The 12,891-nt window shown below is 70.7% G+C and carries 14 protein-coding genes; 7 read left to right on the top strand and 7 right to left on the bottom strand.

The annotated features are described in order from the left end of the window. Positions 1-570 precede the first annotated feature (570 nt). The 3 genes from ACFRAC_RS26010 to ACFRAC_RS26000 all read right to left on the bottom strand — a co-directional run bounded on the left by ACFRAC_RS26010 (position 571) and on the right by ACFRAC_RS26000 (position 1,594). Entirely contained in the window at positions 571-969 is a 399-nt protein-coding gene (locus ACFRAC_RS26010) for a hypothetical protein (RefSeq protein WP_382929412.1), read from the bottom strand. Further along, positions 969-1,244: a hypothetical protein gene (locus tag ACFRAC_RS26005; protein WP_201843983.1), complete on the bottom strand. Its 276-nt coding sequence runs from the start codon at positions 1,242-1,244 to the stop codon at positions 969-971. The genes ACFRAC_RS26010 and ACFRAC_RS26005 overlap by 1 nt, the downstream gene beginning before the upstream one ends. Before the next feature lie 158 nt (positions 1,245-1,402). Then, positions 1,403-1,594: a hypothetical protein gene (locus ACFRAC_RS26000; RefSeq protein ID WP_382929402.1), complete on the bottom strand. Its 192-nt coding sequence runs from the start codon at positions 1,592-1,594 to the stop codon at positions 1,403-1,405. A 508-nt stretch (positions 1,595-2,102) separates the two neighbouring features. On the opposite strand from ACFRAC_RS26000, the gene ACFRAC_RS25995 reads away from it, so the two are divergent. Next, positions 2,103-2,381, top strand: a complete 279-nt coding sequence (locus ACFRAC_RS25995; protein WP_382929396.1) for an AAA family ATPase — start codon at positions 2,103-2,105, stop codon at positions 2,379-2,381. 202 nt (positions 2,382-2,583) lie between these two features. Then, a complete protein-coding gene (locus tag ACFRAC_RS25990; protein WP_382929391.1) occupies positions 2,584-3,120 on the top strand; it encodes a hypothetical protein in 537 nt (178 codons plus the stop codon). A 469-nt stretch (positions 3,121-3,589) separates the two neighbouring features. Here the strand turns inward: ACFRAC_RS25990 and ACFRAC_RS25985 are convergent, their stop codons facing one another. Continuing rightward, positions 3,590-4,489, bottom strand: coding sequence for a serine hydrolase (locus tag ACFRAC_RS25985; protein ID WP_382929480.1), 900 nt, complete (start codon positions 4,487-4,489; stop codon positions 3,590-3,592). A gap of 613 nt (positions 4,490-5,102) precedes the next feature. On the opposite strand from ACFRAC_RS25985, the gene ACFRAC_RS25980 reads away from it, so the two are divergent. From ACFRAC_RS25980 to ACFRAC_RS25970, 3 genes are read left to right on the top strand one after another with little or no spacing between them, the layout of a single operon-like run. Continuing rightward, entirely contained in the window at positions 5,103-5,756 is a 654-nt protein-coding gene (locus ACFRAC_RS25980) for a response regulator transcription factor (RefSeq protein ID WP_382929384.1), read from the top strand. Then, positions 5,747-7,015 (top strand): sensor histidine kinase, encoded by a 1,269-nt coding sequence (locus ACFRAC_RS25975; protein WP_382929374.1) that lies wholly within the window; start codon positions 5,747-5,749, stop codon positions 7,013-7,015. Before ACFRAC_RS25980 ends, ACFRAC_RS25975 begins: the two co-directional genes overlap by 10 nt. 38 nt (positions 7,016-7,053) lie before the next feature. After that, on the top strand, positions 7,054-8,325 hold the full coding sequence (locus ACFRAC_RS25970) for a hypothetical protein (RefSeq protein WP_382929367.1): 1,272 nt from the start codon (positions 7,054-7,056) through the stop codon (positions 8,323-8,325). 103 nt (positions 8,326-8,428) lie between these two features. On the opposite strand, the gene ACFRAC_RS25965 is transcribed toward ACFRAC_RS25970, so the two are convergent. Both ACFRAC_RS25965 and ACFRAC_RS25960 read right to left on the bottom strand, forming a co-directional pair. Next, positions 8,429-8,572: a hypothetical protein gene (locus tag ACFRAC_RS25965; protein WP_382929359.1), complete on the bottom strand. Its 144-nt coding sequence runs from the start codon at positions 8,570-8,572 to the stop codon at positions 8,429-8,431. Beyond that, the gene (locus ACFRAC_RS25960) at positions 8,573-9,232 is read right to left on the bottom strand and encodes a hypothetical protein (protein WP_382929354.1); all 660 of its coding nucleotides are present in this window, start codon (positions 9,230-9,232) and stop codon (positions 8,573-8,575) included. Between the two features lie 281 nt (positions 9,233-9,513). On the opposite strand from ACFRAC_RS25960, the gene ACFRAC_RS25955 reads away from it, so the two are divergent. Continuing rightward, a complete protein-coding gene (locus ACFRAC_RS25955) occupies positions 9,514-11,007 on the top strand; it encodes a hypothetical protein (RefSeq protein ID WP_382929347.1) in 1,494 nt (497 codons plus the stop codon). Between the two features lie 5 nt (positions 11,008-11,012). Further along, on the top strand, positions 11,013-11,951 hold the full coding sequence (locus tag ACFRAC_RS25950; RefSeq protein ID WP_382929341.1) for a YbhN family protein: 939 nt from the start codon (positions 11,013-11,015) through the stop codon (positions 11,949-11,951). A gap of 78 nt (positions 11,952-12,029) precedes the next feature. Here the strand turns inward: ACFRAC_RS25950 and ACFRAC_RS25945 are convergent, their stop codons facing one another. Beyond that, positions 12,030-12,875 (bottom strand): ABC transporter permease, encoded by an 846-nt coding sequence (locus ACFRAC_RS25945; RefSeq protein ID WP_382929333.1) that lies wholly within the window; start codon positions 12,873-12,875, stop codon positions 12,030-12,032. Positions 12,876-12,891 lie beyond the last annotated feature (16 nt).

Raw genomic sequence — 12,891 nt, 5'->3', positions numbered from 1 at the left:
CACCACTCCTCCCGGCCTGACTCAACGAGCCAAGCCCCTGGAGGGGGTCAACTTTCAAGCGTCGCCGCTGGTCCACTTTTCAGCCGTCGCCGACAATCGCCTACGCCATATGTCGTCGCGTGCTGGGCGCCCAGGCCAGCCAAGGGGCGGTCAGATCTGCCCGAGTTCCCGCTCGTTGGGCTCTGCGTGGATGGTCCCGGTTCATGCCGACGTTTCCGCCTGGGTGAGGAGCTGGGCCCACCTGCCATCCCTCGATCGGCCCGATGAACTGTCTGGGTGTCGCGCGCGACGTGGCCGCAGTCGAGCTCGGGCGTCAGCGCGGCGGCGTCGTCATGCGGGGGACGTCGCCGGGGGTGAGGTCAAGGCGGGCACGGTGCAGGCGTGCGGGGCGGCGCCACCGGCCGGAGGCGGGCCGGAAGGATGTCGCAGTGCCCATATGTACCCGCTGACGATGAAGGCTCAGGTAACGGTGAGCGGTCACCTAGGCCGGGCCGGGTCGAGCTGACCTCGTTCGCCCGGCGCAGTTCCCGCACCTCGCGCCTCAGCTCTTGTGGCAGGGCGGCTGGGCGGTTACTGGTCGGGGTGGACGGCTTGGATGCCGGTGCCGGCGTAGGCCTTCGGTGTGAGGGTGAGCAGGTACCGGCCGGCGGGGTGGACGGGGGAGGGGCGGGCGGCGTGGATGGCATGGACGGCGGCCCAGGAGTGTCCGAACCGGAGCAGTTCGGTGGCGGTGACCGCGGCGTCGGTGTCGAAGGCCTCGATCCGGATGAACCGCAGCCCCTTGATGTAGCCCAGCAACCCAGGTCGCTCGGCGTCGCCGGCCGTCAGCGAGAGCACCGGCGCATACAGGTCACCGAGCCCGCCGGAGGCCTGGACGTAGAAGGCGGCGACTGCCTCGTTGAACGGGTCCTTCGGGTCGTACAGCGCTCCCGCGGTCGTGTGGTCCAGGACGACCGCGATCGGTGCCACTACGCGGCTGCCCGCGGACCGTGCGCGGCGCCGCCCAGGCGCTCCAGCAGCGCCCGGGCCTTCTCCTCCGCCTCGGGGCTCGGTGCGCTGCCGAGGGCGGAGGCGAGCTCGGCGCGGGCCAGCTCGGCGCGCTCGGCGTACTCGGCCTGCGTGGGCGTGCTCTGCGCGAGGTCCTCGACCAGACTGCGGATGGTGGTGCCGTGCTCGGCGGCCAGCTGGGCGAGCCGGTCACGCGCGGCCGTGCTCACCTTGATACTCGTCTCGTCTGCTGCCATGCTCCTCACTCTACTGCTTCCCTCTACTGGCAGTAGAGGGGCGGTGGAGTCTCCTGTCCTCTACTCTCCCCTTTCGAGACCGGGCCGCCGCCTCTCGCAAGCGGAGGACGAGTGATGGTGTTCCTCGTCCGGCGGGACTTTCCGCGATGTGGAGCCTGTCAGGAGAGCACCTGGGCGAGCACGCCGGTGAGGGCGATGGCCAGTGTGAGGACGGCAGCGAAGGTGGCTGCGACGCGCATCAAGGCGGTGGGACAGGTGGCGCCGTCCAGGCGGGTGAGCACGGCCGCTGCCGTGGCCGCGAGGAGTGCGAGTACGACAACCAGACCGATGCTGAGCAGGACGTGGTTCACGGCGATCTCCCCGAAGAGGGCGGATGCTGACCCGCCCCAAATTCACGGAACAGGTGTCCGCCCCGGTCCGGCTGGACAAAGATGGACTTCTTCGGATGTGCGGGCCTCGGGGGGCATGTGGAGAGGGACGCCGGTGGGCGTGAGGCAGCGGCACTGGCCGAGTCGCGTGCCCGCCTGAAGGACGCCGTGGCTCTCTCCGGGCTGGACGTGGACCAGCTCGTCGGCCGCATGAGGACCAGGGTCGGGGCAGTAAGCCGCAGTACCTTCTTCGAGGCACTTCGGCCCGGCGCTCCCGTGCCGACGGCGAGGACGGTCGCCGCGATCGCGGGCGGGCTGGCGTTGTCGAAGGAGCAGACACAGGAACTGCTGGACTTGCAACGCACTGCGGTCGGCAAGCCTGTTCCAGCACCGGAGACGACCTCAGGGCCAGACCGAGAGTTAGGCAGGCTGGTCGACGGTACTGGGGCGGTAGGTGGCGTCGGGGACAACCACGGCCCGATAATCCCCCGTGTCACGCAGCTCCCGCCGACGGCGATCCGTTGGGCTGCCGAAACCGAGGCCTGCGGCGAGTCCGACCTGCGCCCCTCCGAAGGCGACCTTCACCGGCCGGGCGGGGGAGCTGGCCGAAATCCGGACCGAGCTGCTCCGACGCGCCGACGGCGTCGGCATCCCGGTTGTGGTGGTGCATGGCCTGGGCGGCGTCGGCAAGACCGAGCTGGCCCGGCAGTATGCCCAGACTTACCGGCATTCCTACGACCTGGCCTGGTGGTCACCTGCGCCCGGCTGACCCGGGCGTCCCCAGGGAAGGAGTGGGGAGCCAGTGCCGAAGGCCAGGGGGTGGTCCCCGGCTGTGACGCAGCTCCTGTCGCCCCCGGGGGAGGCCGCCGTACCGTTGTCCGCACCTCCCCGCCCGGGCGCGCAGTGCCCGCGACCGGATCACCCACCCCGGAACACCAGGACAGGCGGGTATACGCACAGGACGGTCCACCATGCCCACCGCGCTCTCGCCCGTCATCGCCGCCTCCGCACGCTGGCTGCTGGCGGCCTTCCCCCCGGCCACCGGCCCGCTGAACCAGGCCCTGGCCGAAGCCCAGGCAGGCCATGCGGCCACTATCGCCGCCGCCCTGCGCTACCCCACCGCGCTGGACGTCGAACTGCTGGACCTGCTCGGCCCCGGCGGCTCCGGCCGGCTGGACTTCGTCACCGGCGCCGACGCGCCCCCGCTGACGGGCGCCACCTACGCCTGGCGCACCCAGGTCGACGAGACCGTCGTCAGCTGGGCGGCCTGCCTGCTGGCCGACGCCGACCTCGCCGCCCTGGCCGCCGCCTGCCTGGCCGCCACCCACCACGGCCCCGACAGCGTGGGCGACGCGCGCCGGCTGACCATCCCCAGCCCGCGCGACCACCGCGCGGCCCCCCTGCTGCGCCACCCGGACTTCCTCGGCCCGATCGCGGACCTCCACCGCGAGACCCTCCTCGGCCTCCTCGGCGTCGCCCCGGCCGTCACCGCCCCCGAACCCGGGTGACCACCGAGCCCGTACGACCACAGGCAGGCGGCCACCGTCGGGCCGCCGCGGCCCGTCGCGCTCAGAGCGCCTGTGGCGCACCGTCTCGCGCAATGCGATGACCGCGGCGGCGAGGCCGTCGAAGGCCAGGACCTTGTGGAGGGGTGACGGTCCGCAAAAGCATCAGTTTCTTCCTCCTTGATGCGTCGGATCTCCTGAGCGGCTGCTCGCGGGAAGTGCGGCATCAAAATGACGCCACTTCCAACACGTCGTCCGGCGTTACTGGAAGGTGAAGGTGTCGCGGTAGTCCGCGAAGGTGCGCCGGCTCTCCTGGAGTTGGAGCGCCGGTTTTTTGGTGCAGAAGCCCTGCGGCAGGGGGCGCGAGGTCGCTCATGAACGGCCTCCGAAGCTGTGCACAGGAGGGCGTTGAGCCCAGTCGGCGACCGACTCAGGCGTGATGCGTGCGGACAGGTGAGGACGGGTCTGCCCATCAGGTCCGGGCGGTCGCGGTCACGGCCTGCCGGGCCGCCCGCTCCACCAGTGAGATGCCGTCGCTCATCGACGCGCTGCCGTCCGACAGCACGGTGACGAGGTAGCGGTGTCCGTCCACCGTCACCCGGCCGACGCTGTTGACGTCCCAGAGTCCGGTGGTGTTGCGCTGCAGCCAGCCGTTCTTCAACGCGTACTCCGCGCCGGAGGCCGTCGAGACCCCCCACGCCTGATCGCTCACGATACGGCTCATCAAGGATTGGACGTAGGTCCGGGACTCTTTGTTGAGCGGGGAGCCGGTCTTCGACGTCGCAGCGCCGTCGAACACGGAGAGCAGGAGCCTGATCTGGTCACTCGCCGTCGTCCGCGTCAGCCCCCACTTCGGGCCGTGACCACCCTTGGTCGAGGTCAGTCCCAGACGTTTGTTGGCCGCCTCCAGGCCCGGTGCCCGGCCGATCTCGCGCCACAGGAGGTTCGCCGCCGCGTTGTCGCTGTTGCGGATCATCGGTTCGGCCAGAGCGCGTTCATGGGCGGTGAGATGTCGGCCCGCGTCCTGAGCCTGCAGCAGCAGTGTCGCGAGGATGTCGACCTTGATGATGCTGGCGGTGTCGTACAGGGCGTCCGGGCCGTACAGCGACGGCTTCCGGCTCCCACCGTCGAGGCGGAGCACGGCCGCTGTCACGCGTGCCTTGCTCTGAGGCTGCATCGCGGCGTTGACGCCGGCCGTGGCCTGGGTGGGGGCCGACAGCGTGGGCGTGGCGGCCGCGGGTGCCGTGTGCAGGGCGCCAAGGGAGAAGAGGGTCGTCACCGAGGCCAGGAGCACACCGGTGCAGGCGCCGACGCGGCTTCCACGGCGCCTGGCTGAGGTCTTCGAATACGGTATGGAGCGCGGGCGGGACATGGTCGGGCAGGCCTCGCAGTGGGTCGACAAAGGGAAACCGCATGGCAAAGGTAGAGATAACGCGCGCGAGGTGAAGTGGCCCCCGTCACTTCGAACCCATTCCGGCCCGAATTGTGAGAAGGCCCATGCGGTCGTGGCCTCGGCATACCGGCTCCGTCGCGGGTTCCGTGAAATCGGCACCCAGGTCCTCCAGGTCCTGATCAGCTCCGTCGTTCTGGTGTACTCCTGGTGCCGACCCATCGCTGCGCCTTGCTCGGCGAGGCCGTTGGCGGCCCTCGCTACGGCCTGGTGGCGACCGCCGTGGTCGCGTCGGAGTCATCGCCATGTCCGCCATCCTGGACGGTGCTCGGCTGCGGGGCACCGTCACGGACAGGACGGCCACGACTCCCCTGAAGGGGGCCGCGCAGGCGAGAGCCGTGGCCCGGGGTCGCTACGCCGCGCCACGTCACGCACAGTGCGTTTGCGGCTGACGCCGACGGACGCGGCGCGCGAAACCGACGGCGGCCTGGAGGACTGTGCAGTCGCGCTGGTTGCCTCGGTCGGCCGGGCCCCGGTGTCAAGTACCTGGCCGGGGCAGATGGAGTATTGAGATGTCAGCATCTAGGGTCGGCACGTGGCTTTCATCCTGGTGTGCGAAGACGACGCGGCGGTCCGCGGCATCCTCAGGCGTGCCCTGGAGCACGACGGCCACACCGTTTCCGTCGCCGCCACGGCCGACAGCCTGCTGCGGCAGCTCACACCGGCGCCCCAGCTGGTCGTCCTGGATCTCGGGCTGCCGGACGCCGACGGCCGCGATGTCTGCCTGGCCCTGAGGGCTCGCGGCGTCGACGTGCCGGTGCTGATGCTCACCGCCCTGGACGGTCTGCATCACAAGGTGGACGGCTTCGAGGCGGGCGCCGACGACTACATGACCAAACCCTTCGACATCCCGGAACTGCTGGTCCGCGTCCGGGCGCTGCTGCGCCGGGCCACCGTGGCGCGCGCATCGCACGAGGTCGTCCTCGATCCGGCGAAGCACATGGTGAGCTACGACGCGGTGAGCATGAGCCTGACCCCGACCGAGTTCCGCCTACTGGGCCGCCTGATCGCCTCGCAGGGTGACGCAGTACGTCGCCACGCCCTCGTCGCCGCCGGCTGGCCGCACGGAGCGCAGGTCAGCGACAACACCCTCGACTCCTATGTGCGCCGGCTGCGGACCAAGCTCGGTCCGCTGGGTGTGGCCGAGCGTCTGGCGACCGTCCGCGGCGTGGGCTACCGATGGCAGTGACGGGATTCCGCAGAAGCGTCGTCGCGCTCACGGTGCTGATCGCCACCGCCGTGGTCGCCATCCTGGTCGTGGTCTCGCACGTGCTGCTGAGCAGGGTGACGGACGCCGACGCGCACGATCTGGCCCGTACGCGCGCCGAGGCGGTCGCGGCGAACGTCAGCGCCAAGGGCGGCCGTGTCGTGCTCACGGAGAACGGCAGTGAGGCGTTGGACGAGGTCGCCTGGGTGTATGCCGACGGCCGCCTGATCGACGGGAACGTACCGGCGAGCGTGGTCGGGCGTGTCGAGGAGCTGGCGGATTCGGGGCGTTCGCAGACCGCGACCGTCGGCGACTCCCTGCTGTACGCGCGGCAGGTCCCGGTCGACGGCCACCACGTCATGGTGGTCGTCCGGGTGGACCTCGCGCCTTATGAGACGTCCGAGCAGCGCAGCCTGACCTTGTCGTTGATCCTGGGCGGCCTCACGATCGTCCTCGCCGGCGGTGTCGCGCATCTCGTGGTGCGTCGCGCGCTGCGAGTCGTGCATGAGATGGCCGCCCTCGCCGACGACTGGGGCCATCACGAACCCGGGCGGCGCTTCAACCTCGGCGTCCCCCGCGACGAGTTCGGGGAACTGGGACAGACTCTGGACCGCCTCCTGGAGCGCGTCGACAACGCGTTGGCGGACGAGCGCCGGCTCACCGACGAGATCGCCCACGAGCTGCGGACACCGCTCACGGTCCTGCGGGGCGAGGCGCAGCTGGCTCAGCTGTCCGGCGACCCGGTGCCGCCGGAGGCGGTACTGAGCGAGGTCGACCGCCTCGACGCGGCGGTCACGACGATCCTGCGCGCCGCACGCGCCCGCACGGACGAGGGAACCCGGTGCGATCTGCGCTCCGCCGCGCGGCAGGCGATCGGCGGTCGCGTGGTCGAGGTCGTCTTCCCGGCGAAGGTCGAGGTGGCCGTGGCTTCTGACGTCGCCGTGTCGCTGCTGTCCCCCCTGCTGGAGAACGGCTTGCGGCATGCGAAGTCCCGGGTGTGGATCACCGCGCGCAACCAGGGTGCGGCCGTCGTGGTCGATGTCCTGGACGACGGCCCGGGGTTCGATCCCGCGGACGTCGAGCGGGTCTTCGAGGCGGGTGTGACCGGTGGCGACGGATATGGGCTGGGGTTGCCGGTGGTCCGGCGCATCGCCGCCTCGGCCGGTGTGGAGGTCCGTGCGATCGCGGACGGCCGCGGTCATGTCGAGGTGACGCTCCCGGCCGTGCGTGCGATCACGTAGTCAGGTTGCTTGCAGGTTCCCCGCGTAAAGGTGGCCGCATGACAACGACAACGGAAGCGCGCACGCGCAGCGAGCGTCTCATGCTCAACAAGGTCCCCGAGGTCACCATCTGGTTCTGGGTGATCAAGATCCTGTGCACCACTGTGGGTGAGAGCTTCGCCGACTGGATCAACATGAAGCTGGGCGTCGGCCTGGTGAACACGGCCTGGATCTTCACCGGGGTGTTCGTGGTGGTCCTGGCCGTCCAGCTGCGGCTGAAGCGGTACGTTCCGTTTCCCTACTGGCTGACCGTGGTCGTTGTCAGCGTCACGGGGACCCTGTACACCGACATCCTCACGGACCAGCTCAACGTGCCGCTGTGGATCAGCTCCGCGGTCTTCTCGGTGCTGCTCGCGGTGGTCTTCGGCGTGTGGTGGCTGCGCGAGCGCACGCTGTCGATCCACTCGGTCATCACACTTCCGCGCGAGTCGTTCTACTGGCTCGCCGTTCTCGTCACCTTCGCGCTCGGCACCGCGACCGGCGACTGGACCCTCGAGCTCACCGGCTGGAGCCCGGGCGCCTCGGTGCTGCTGCCGCTCGGCCTCATTGCGGCGATCACGCTGCTGTGGAAGTTCGGCGCGAACCCGGTGCTGTCCTTCTGGCTCGCCTACATCCTGACCCGCCCGCTGGGCGCGAACATCGGCGACTGGCTCGCCTCCCCGAAGGTCGCTCAGCCGGGCGAGCCGACCGGCCTCGCGCTGGGCACCTTCACCACCAGTCTGATCTTCCTCGGCCTGATCCTGGCGACCGTGGTCTACCTGACGGTGACGCGCTCGGACGTGACGGAGACCTACGAGGCCGCCCACGCCACCCACACCACCGGCGACCCGCGAAAGGAGCACGTCGGTCTGGCCGGCCTCGCACTGCTCGCCGTCGCCACCACGGGCCTGCTGGTCTGGGCCCACAGCCAGCCGCACACCGGCCCGGCGCCGGAGGAGGACAACACCTCCGCGGTCCAGATGGCTCCCGGTGAGGCGGTGAAGAAGTTCCCGCCCTCCAAGGTCGCCGCCCTGAAGACCCTCGCGTCCACCTCGCTCAAGGACGCCCGCTCCGGGAACGCGAAGGGTGCGCACACGGCCGCACAGTCGCTGCGTGACCTGTGGGATGCCGACCAGACCTCGCTGCAGCCGCTGGACCAGACCGGGTGGGACTCCATCGACGCCCAGATGGACAAGGTGCTGGGGACCTTCGGCATCGATCACTCGAACCCGCCGATGCCGCCCGCGCAGCAGGAGAAGGAACTGAACACGCTCCTGACGGACATGGGCTGACCGGCCCCCCGTCTCCGCGAACGCCGTCGGGGCGGTCGAAGCCGGTGTTGACGACTCCGACCGCCCCGTGTCCCACACAGGCGGGGCATTCCGGTCCGCGGTCTCACCTCAATGCCGCGGCGTGCGCGACCCTGTCGCGTTGTGACACAGCCAGGTAGCCGACGAATCCGATGATCGCCACCGTCCAGGCGAGGGTGACCGGTGCCAGGCCGAGGGCGAGGCCGCCGCGGGTGTGGGGGAGGGCCATTCAGTCGGCGAGGGAGGCTCCGAGGGGGCGGGTGATGACATAGGCGGTCCAGAAGGCGGTCACCGCGCCGAGGGCCCCGAAGCGGTGGGCCAGGGCGGGTACGCAGATGGCGGTTGCGAAGAGGGCGACCGAGCCCAGGTAGCCGAAGCCGAAGCCGATCGTGGCGGTGAGATCGCCCGTGGCGGTGCCGAAGGCGAAGGTGGCCAGGACGGCCGCCCAGTAGAACGCCTCGCGGCGCCGGGTCCGGATCGTGCGGATGGAGAGGGTCTGCTCGCTCGCGTACCAGAGGGCGAAGACCGCGGCCAGGACGACGAGAAACGCCGGGGGCGAGACGGCGTACGGCACGCCGAGGCCGAGGTGCAGGACGTCGGCGGCCATGGTGCCGAAAACGCTGACCATCACGACGGCGGTCCAATAGGCCCAGGCGACATACCGGCGGAGCGTGAACTGCACGGCCAGGGATGCCACGAGGGCGAGGCCGCCGAGCGCCACCGCGGGGATCCGGCCGAACGTCCGGGCCGGAAGGTCCGACGCGGTCTCGCCCATGCCGGTGGTCAGCACCTTGATGATCCAGAAATAGACGGTCACCTCCCGCACCTTGTTCGCCAGTTGACGTGCGGGGGCGAGGGGGCGTTCGCCGAGGACAGGCTCTGCGGTCATGATCCGCACGATCGCACTTCGAGCACGAACGCAAACTGAACGCTGCGCGGGTTCTCGTCCGGGTACCGGGTGGGAGGACAGCGGAGGCCGCTCTGGCTCGTCGGCACTACGCCGTTCGGGCCTGTCGAGTGGGCTGCGGCCCGCCACCCCCTCACCTTGGACAGGGGTAAGGGAGACGATTTCCTCTCACTCGTCTCTAACCGGCGAGCCGTACGGTCAAGTGGCTCCTACGAAATGTAGGAGAACATGGTTCCCGGGTGTGTGACGGCGAAAGGTGCAGGATGGCCGACGGCCCGAACGTCACGTTGACCGGTGCCTCTCGCACCGGCTCCCCGTCGCGGACGGCCCGGCCTCGGCACCGGTGGGGTGAACCGTGGCTCGCGGCGGTCGCGGGAGCTTTCACGCTCGCCCAGCTCATCCTCGTACGACCGGATCTCGATCTCGGCTGGGACGAGACGGTCTACGTCAGCCAGGTCAGCGGCCAGGTTCCCGCCGCCTTCTTCAGTGCGCCCCGCGCCCGTGGCATCTCTCTGCTCGCCGCGCCGATCGCGTCGTGGTCCGACTCCACCGCCCTTCTCAGGATCTACCTGGCGGTCCTCTCCGGTCTGGGCCTCTACTTCGCCCTGCGCATCTGGCGAGCCCACGTCATGCCGCGCGTCCTGGCGCTGGCGGGTGCCCTGTTCGCCTCCCTCTGGGTGACCTTGTTCTACGGCCCGCAGGCCATGCCCAACTACTGGGTCGCCGTCGGCGCCCTGGCCTGCGTCGGCTGCTTCCTGCGTGTCCGCGCGAACCCAGGGGACCGGGCAGCATGGTGGGGTGTGTTCGCGGGCGCGGCACTGATGGCATGGATGCGCCCGATGGACGCCGTGTACGTGATGCTGCCCCTGCTTGCGCTTGCCCTTGCCCTGCGTCGCCCTCGCCATCTCGTCGTACTGGTCGCCGGCCTGCTGGCCGGCGCCGGTGAGTGGGTGATCGAGGCAGACATGAGCTACGGCGGCCTCGCGCAACGCCTCTCCGACGCCTCCCGCATCCAGGGCGGTCTCGGTCTGCACCTGGCGGTCGTCGACCAGGTGCACAGTCTCGGCGGGCGTACCCTCTGCCGTCCCTGCACCGGATCGGCCCCCAACCCGGTGGTGACCCTGTGGTGGTTCGCGCTGCCCGTCCTCGCCGCGCTCGGCGCGGTCACCGCCGTCCGCGCCCGCCGTGCCCTGCCCGTCATGCTGCCGCTGGCCTGCGCGGTCACGGCCGCCGTCCCCTACCTATTCCTCATCGGCTACGCGGCCCCCCGCTTCCTGCTGCCCGCCTACGCCCTGCTCGCCCTCCCCGTGGCCCATGGCCTCGCTCACCTGGTCGGCGCCCCGAGTCGGAGGACCGCGCGCACCGTCGCCGTGAGTCTCGTCGCGGCCTGCCTGGCGGCTCATCTGGCCGTGCAGTACGTCGTCCTGGAACACACTGTGCGCAGTTCCGCCGCCCACCGTGAGAACTGGTCCCGCACCGCCTCAGCCCTCCACACGCTCGGTGTGCGGCCACCGTGCCTGCTCAACGGCTACGAGGCCGTCCCCATCGCCTTCTACACCGGTTGTGGCTCGGCACAGACCGACGGCCACGACACCAGCACCACCGCGGGCGCACTGGTCCGGGCCGCCCACCGGACCTCCCTCGCCGTCCTCGCCCGGCCCGGCGACCGTCCGCCCGCCTACGCACGCACCTGGCCCGTGGAGCGGGCCGGCGTTCTCCACGCCTACGTCGCTCCCTTCGTCCGGCAGGGACGGTGACCGTGGTGACCGTGTCCGACAGCGTGACCGTGACCGCGGGCAGGCGCCACTACGTCCGGCTGGGCATCACCCTCGCGGTGCTCGTCGCCGCCGGCGGCATCCTCACGGCGCACCGGGCCACCCTCGACAGCAGTACCGACCAACTGGCCGCAGGCGACGGGGAATGGCTGGTGCTCGCCTGCTTCGCCACTGTCGCCACGTGGGTGTGCGCTGCTGTGGCGCAGCAGGGGGCGGTCGTCGAGCGACTGCCGAAGGGACGGCTGGTGGCCGCTCAGTTCGCGGCGTGCGCCGCCAACCACATCCTGCCCGCAGGAGCCGGGGCGAGCTTGGTCAACCTGCGGTTCCTGACGCGGTGCGGCCTGTCCACCAGGCGCTCGGCGACCGCGCTGGCGGTGAAGGCGGCTGTCGGCGGGATCGTCCGGTGCGCGCTGGGCGTCGTCCTGCTGGTGGCATCACCGGGCGCTGTCCCGCTTTCGGCACGGGTCCCACACGTGCTGGTCCTGGTGCCGGTAGCGGCGGCAACCGTTGTGCCGGCGCTGATGGCCAGCGGTCGGATCAGGCGGGCGGTGGGGCGGGCCGTGACCGACGTGCGGGAGGTGCATCGCTCCCGAGGGCGGGCCTGCGCGCTGTGGGGCGGCTCGGTCGGGTTCGCGTTGCTGCACGCGGGCGTGGTCGTGGCAGTGGTCCACGCGCTCGGTCTCGCGTTGCCCACGAGTCATGTGGTGATGGCGTACCTCGTTGCCAGCGGGGCGGCGGCTCTGCTTCCCACGCCCGGTGGACTGGGGTCGCTGGATGCCGCGCTCGTCTTCGCGCTCACGGCCGTCGGAGCACCGGGGCAGACGGCGATCTCGGCGGTCATCGGCTACCGCCTGCTCACCGGATGGCTGCCGATGGCACCGGGACTGCTGGTCCTGGGGGTGCTCGCCCGCCGTTCGGCGCTCTGAGCCGGTGACGGTGCTCGCTGCCCCTCTCCACCGTCCGCCCGGACCAGCTTGAGCAAGTCCTGCCGCGTGGCGAACGGCTCACGGAGTGCGGCACGGCGGCAGCCGTTTCACCGGCCGCCTCGCCTTGCGAGGCGATCCTGTCGGCGCGCCGGGAACCGGGCGGTGCAGGCGATGGCGGGCCACGAGTTCGAGCGTCACCGCGACCGCGACGGACTGCACTGCCATGAGCGCGATCAGGACGAACAACTGCACCGCCCCGGCCATCACGGGACTCGCCCCTGCCATCAGCATGCCGACGAAAGCACCCGGGAGGGTGACCAACCCCACGGTCCGAGTCTGGTCGAGGCCCGGCAGCAGTGCCTCCGATGCCGCCGGCCGTGCGATCTCCATCCGTGCGTCCCGGTCCAGGAAGCCCAGGGCCATCGCGGCTTCCACCTCCCCATGGCGCTGGGTCAGTTCGTCCAGGGCACGACGTCCGGCGAGGACGGTCACGGTGAGTGCGCCGCCGATGAGGATGCCCGTGATCGGGATCAGTGCCATGCCTCGCAGCGGGACGAGCCCCGTCAGCAGCAGTACCGCGACGACCGGCACCACGCCGGCGGCGATCGGGGCGGCCGTGAGCCACCAGGTGTGGTCGCCGGTGAGTCTCCGTCCGGCCGTACGCACCGCCACCGAGAGCATGACGACAAGGAACGCCAATAGCCCTGCCACGGACTTGACGGCCCACGCGATGACCACCGACACGAGGGCGAGCTGGGCCGCGGCCCTCAGCCCGGCGAAGAGGATCTCCCGGGCTCGGTTCTTGTAGGGGTGCGGGTCGAGATGGAACTGCCCCGCGACCACGGCCGCCGCCAGGAGCAGAGCGGCGAGGAGGACGCCGAGGGTGGTGTTGACCGGGACGAGGGATGCCGCACTCGACGTCACGTTCCCCACCTCAAGG

Source organism: Streptomyces sp. NPDC056628, from assembly GCF_042792555.1.
In the GTDB taxonomy this organism is placed as follows: Bacteria; Actinomycetota; Actinomycetes; order Streptomycetales; family Streptomycetaceae; genus Streptomyces.
Note: the sequence above shows the minus strand (reverse complement) of the source record. Positions and strands in the feature narration are given on the sequence as shown.

Excerpts from the sequence above, each read along its gene's own strand:
- ACFRAC_RS26005 (WP_201843983.1), bottom strand. The coding sequence starts at position 1,244 with ATGGCAGCAGACGAGACGAGTATCAAGGTGAGCACGGCCGCGCGTGAC.
- ACFRAC_RS25965 (WP_382929359.1), bottom strand. The coding sequence starts at position 8,572 with ATGGCCCTCCCCCACACCCGCGGCGGCCTCGCCCTCGGCCTGGCACCG.
- ACFRAC_RS25970 (WP_382929367.1), top strand. The coding sequence starts at position 7,054 with ATGACAACGACAACGGAAGCGCGCACGCGCAGCGAGCGTCTCATGCTC.
- ACFRAC_RS25985 (WP_382929480.1), bottom strand. The coding sequence starts at position 4,489 with ATGTCCCGCCCGCGCTCCATACCGTATTCGAAGACCTCAGCCAGGCGC.
- ACFRAC_RS25975 (WP_382929374.1), top strand. The coding sequence starts at position 5,747 with ATGGCAGTGACGGGATTCCGCAGAAGCGTCGTCGCGCTCACGGTGCTG.
- ACFRAC_RS25955 (WP_382929347.1), top strand. The coding sequence starts at position 9,514 with ATGGCCGACGGCCCGAACGTCACGTTGACCGGTGCCTCTCGCACCGGC.
- ACFRAC_RS25960 (WP_382929354.1), bottom strand. The coding sequence starts at position 9,232 with ATGACCGCAGAGCCTGTCCTCGGCGAACGCCCCCTCGCCCCCGCACGT.
- ACFRAC_RS25990 (WP_382929391.1), top strand. The coding sequence starts at position 2,584 with ATGCCCACCGCGCTCTCGCCCGTCATCGCCGCCTCCGCACGCTGGCTG.